The 3,236-nt window shown below is 59.1% G+C and carries 4 protein-coding genes; 2 read left to right on the top strand and 2 right to left on the bottom strand.

Going from position 1 to position 3,236, the window contains the following annotated elements; genetic code table 11:
• Window positions 1-653, top strand: a 653-nt coding sequence (locus tag NW838_RS11890; protein ID WP_414428097.1) for a hypothetical protein, incomplete at its 5' end; no start/stop codon positions are given.
• Between the two features lie 37 nt (window positions 654-690).
• Here the strand turns inward: NW838_RS11890 and NW838_RS11885 are convergent.
• Together NW838_RS11885 and NW838_RS11880 are read right to left on the bottom strand one after the other, a co-directional pair.
• The gene (locus NW838_RS11885; protein WP_414428096.1) at window positions 691-2,253 is read right to left on the bottom strand and encodes an NAD(P)H-hydrate dehydratase; all 1,563 of its coding nucleotides are present in this window, start codon (window positions 2,251-2,253) and stop codon (window positions 691-693) included.
• A 56-nt stretch (window positions 2,254-2,309) separates the two neighbouring features.
• Window positions 2,310-2,711, bottom strand: a complete 402-nt coding sequence (locus NW838_RS11880; RefSeq protein ID WP_414342431.1) for a VOC family protein — start codon at window positions 2,709-2,711, stop codon at window positions 2,310-2,312.
• Between the two features lie 149 nt (window positions 2,712-2,860).
• Here NW838_RS11880 and NW838_RS11875 point away from each other — a divergent pair, with 149 nt between their 5' ends.
• Window positions 2,861-3,172 (top strand): hypothetical protein, encoded by a 312-nt coding sequence (locus NW838_RS11875; protein WP_414356415.1) that lies wholly within the window; start codon window positions 2,861-2,863, stop codon window positions 3,170-3,172.
• Window positions 3,173-3,236 lie beyond the last annotated feature (64 nt).

The raw sequence follows: 3,236 nt of genomic DNA, 5'->3' as shown, positions 1-3,236 counted from the left end.
GAACTGCAGAATACCTATCCAACCTCGTTCAGGTGGGCAATAGCGTCGTTTTCACCCGGTATAGCTTCCCGGTGATTATGGCTCGGCAAAGTCGGGATTGGCTGCGTTCCAATACGTTTCAGGAGTTGCTGCAGGTGGATGCTACGGGGCAAACCACTCAGGTGATGGATTTGAGTGCTTTTTTCTCGCCTGGGTTTTCGCTTATCTCGGATGACTCCAGAACCAAGCTCGTCAGGCAGGGACAGGAGTATTATTTTCTGGCCGATAACCAAGGGGATCCAAGTATTCTCAAGGCCAATCCCAGTCAGGGGCTAGCGGTGGTGTTGGATGGGCGGGTGATACGGGAACAGAATGGGGGAAGTTTTGTGCCCATCCGGGATATTGACCTACAGGGATCCAACCTAGTGGCTTTGTTGGGTCGGAGTCGCCTTTTGGAAGATGCAGAAGGGTCTTGGCGCAGTGGGTTGGCGCGGGTATCTCCTCAGGGATCCCTGAGTCCGATTTTCCGGATCCCGCAGGATTTTAGCTTGCAGCCGGAGAAGATAGTGGTGGAGGATGCGGGCTTTGGTTTGGTGGCCTGTCCAAGGCTTTCGAGTAACCAGCCAGAATTCTATTCCTGTGCCCTTTACCGGGTGACCCCTAGTGGAGGGTAGGAGCAAGCAGGAAGGCTTGGGCTATGACTTAGAGTATTTATTCACCCGCCTGCGACACGGTATGGACAACTTGCTCCTGTTGAAGAGCTTGCAGCACCTGGGGCAAATGCTCCGCCAGCCGTGCCGGATCCACTCCCGTTAGGCCGCGTTCCCGTGCCAGATGGACAGCCGCCTGAGCATGCCACCACACCCCTGCACAGGCGCAACTGAGCAAGGCGGGAGCGTCCAAAGGTTGATCGGCTTGAGCTCTTCTTCGCGCCACTAGGCCCCCGATCAAACCGGTCAAGACATCGCCACTGCCACCCCGGGCCAAAGCCGGCGTGCTCTCCGGATTCACCCAGCATTCCCCAGTGGGAGAGGCGATCACCGTCCGCGCCCCCTTCAAAACCACCACGGCTCCACTCTGGGCTGCCGCCCTTTGGGCTGCCTCGATGCGATCGTGGAGCGGGATCCCCGGAAAAAGCCGCCGAAATTCCCCCAGGTGGGGGGTGAGAATGGCTTGGATCCCTTTTTCTCGTAAGCGCTCTACCCCCATCTCCGCCAGAGCATTGAGGCCATCGGCATCGATAACCCAGGGGATCCCGGCCCAATCCCGCAGCAGGAGTTCCAGCAGTGGTAAGCGGGTTTCTCCCAAGCCCGGCCCCACGGCCACCGCCTGAAAGGGTTTCTCGGCCACCTGGGGCAAAGCGGGGATCCCCTCCCAGGCATAGACCAAGACTTCCGGCAGGGCGCTGTGGATCAGTCCTTTCAACTCCGCCGGCGCCGCCATCGTCACCATGCCCACCCCGCTGGCGCGGGATCCCAGCCCCGCCAACACCGCTGCTCCAGCATAGGCTGCCGAGCCTGCCACCAACAACAGGGATCCCTGGCGGTATTTGTGGGTATCCAAAGGGGGATCCGCAGGAAAGTGCTGCCAAGGCCGCAGCAACAACCGGGGAACCTCATCCTCTGGGCAGGCCCAAGCGGGGATCCCAAAATCAACGCGATGTAACCGTCCTACCCAAGGCAGAGCTGCTTCCTGCCACAGCCCCCGTTTCCAAAGGCCAAGGGTATAGGTATGGCTGGCGCGAATGCAGCAGCCCCAGACTTCCCCGGTTTGGTCGTTGAGGCCAGACGGCAAATCCAGGCTGAGGATGGGGATCCCACTGCCATTGGCCCACCCCACCGCCCCCGCCCAAGGCTCCCCCAAAGGCCGGTTCAGACCGATCCCAAACAGGGCATCAATTAACAAATCGCAATCGGCCAGCTCTTCAAGACTCTCCACAAACTCTGCCCCCAGCGCCTTGAGATAGCGGGCGTGGTCTGCCGTCAGGGGTTTGAGATCCGGCTTGCCCAGCCACACCTTCACCGACTTTTGGGCCAGCCACAGCTCTCGCCCAACCACCAACCCATCGCCACCGTTGTGCCCTGTCCCACAGAGGATGCCAATGCGATGGGCTTGCGGAAAATCCTTCTGCAACTGAGCAACAACGGCCAGCCCCACCTTCTCCATCAGAGCGGCAACGGGCATGCCGGCAGAGAAGATCTGCTCCTCAATGCGCTGCATCTGTGCGGAACTGACCAGGCTGATGGCCGGATCGAACTGGCAACGAGAACCCATATCGCTACGCAACGCTGTTGCAACCGGCGGCATTGCTGAGGGGAGATGGCTCATGGCTAAGTTGCGCTAATCGAGCTTAGCTCTATCACATTCCCATCCGGATCCCGGACGAACACTGCCGCTCGCCCGGAAGCGCTCGGTTGCACCTCATACCCTTCCTGCCGCAGGCGAGCCTTCACCGCTTCCAAGTCATCTACCCCCAGCGCCACATGGGGATTACGCCCCCACTTTGAGGATCCCGTTCCGCTTCGCTGCCGTGGATCCATCGGCTCCTCGGCCACGATTAAATGAATTTGGGAGGAACCCACTTGATACCAAGCGCCGGGAAAGTCAAACGGCAACCGTTCCACCTTGGGGATCCCAAGCACCGTTCCGTAAAAATGTTCGGCTCTGGCCAGATCGCTCACCCAAAGGGCGGTGTGCAGGTGATGATAGGTTGGCTTTTGGGGGGCAGTCATTGTCTTGTTGGGAAATCTTGACCGTGGGGCTTTGCAAGGCCGACGCGAACATCAATATTTTCTCCGAACGGCAAGCCAAACCCGTAAGCTAAGGTGGAGCTAGCGCACCCGCGACAACCGTATCTTTGTTTTCGCACAGGGGTTGGCCCATGGGATCCCGCACCAAGTTTTTTGGCACGGTCTTGGCCATGCTGGCCGTGAACAGCATCTACATGCAGTTGCAGCAGCTTTCCCTGAGGCTGGAGGAAAGGGATCCCGCTCCCTCTGAGCAGTCTTCTCCAGAGCCTCAAAGCAGCAAGGGCTCCGTCCCGCCAACGCGAACGGAACGGCTGGATCCCTGGCGTCGTGTTGCCCAAGTCTTGCAGGGTCTGTGGCCCGGCGATGCGAGCTTGAAAGGACTCCGTTCCGCCAACGCGAACGGGATCCTGTCGCCAGAGTCCACGTCCCGCCTGGAGCCTTGAGTGCCAAGCTGAGAGCATGACTCTAGTCAATAATAAGCTCAACTATACTGAAAATAATGTATAA

It is taken from the genome of Synechococcus sp. R55.2, assembly GCF_047462075.1.
Taxonomy (GTDB): Bacteria; Cyanobacteriota; Cyanobacteriia; order Thermostichales; family Thermostichaceae; genus Thermostichus.
Note: the sequence above shows the minus strand (reverse complement) of the source record. Positions and strands in the feature narration are given on the sequence as shown.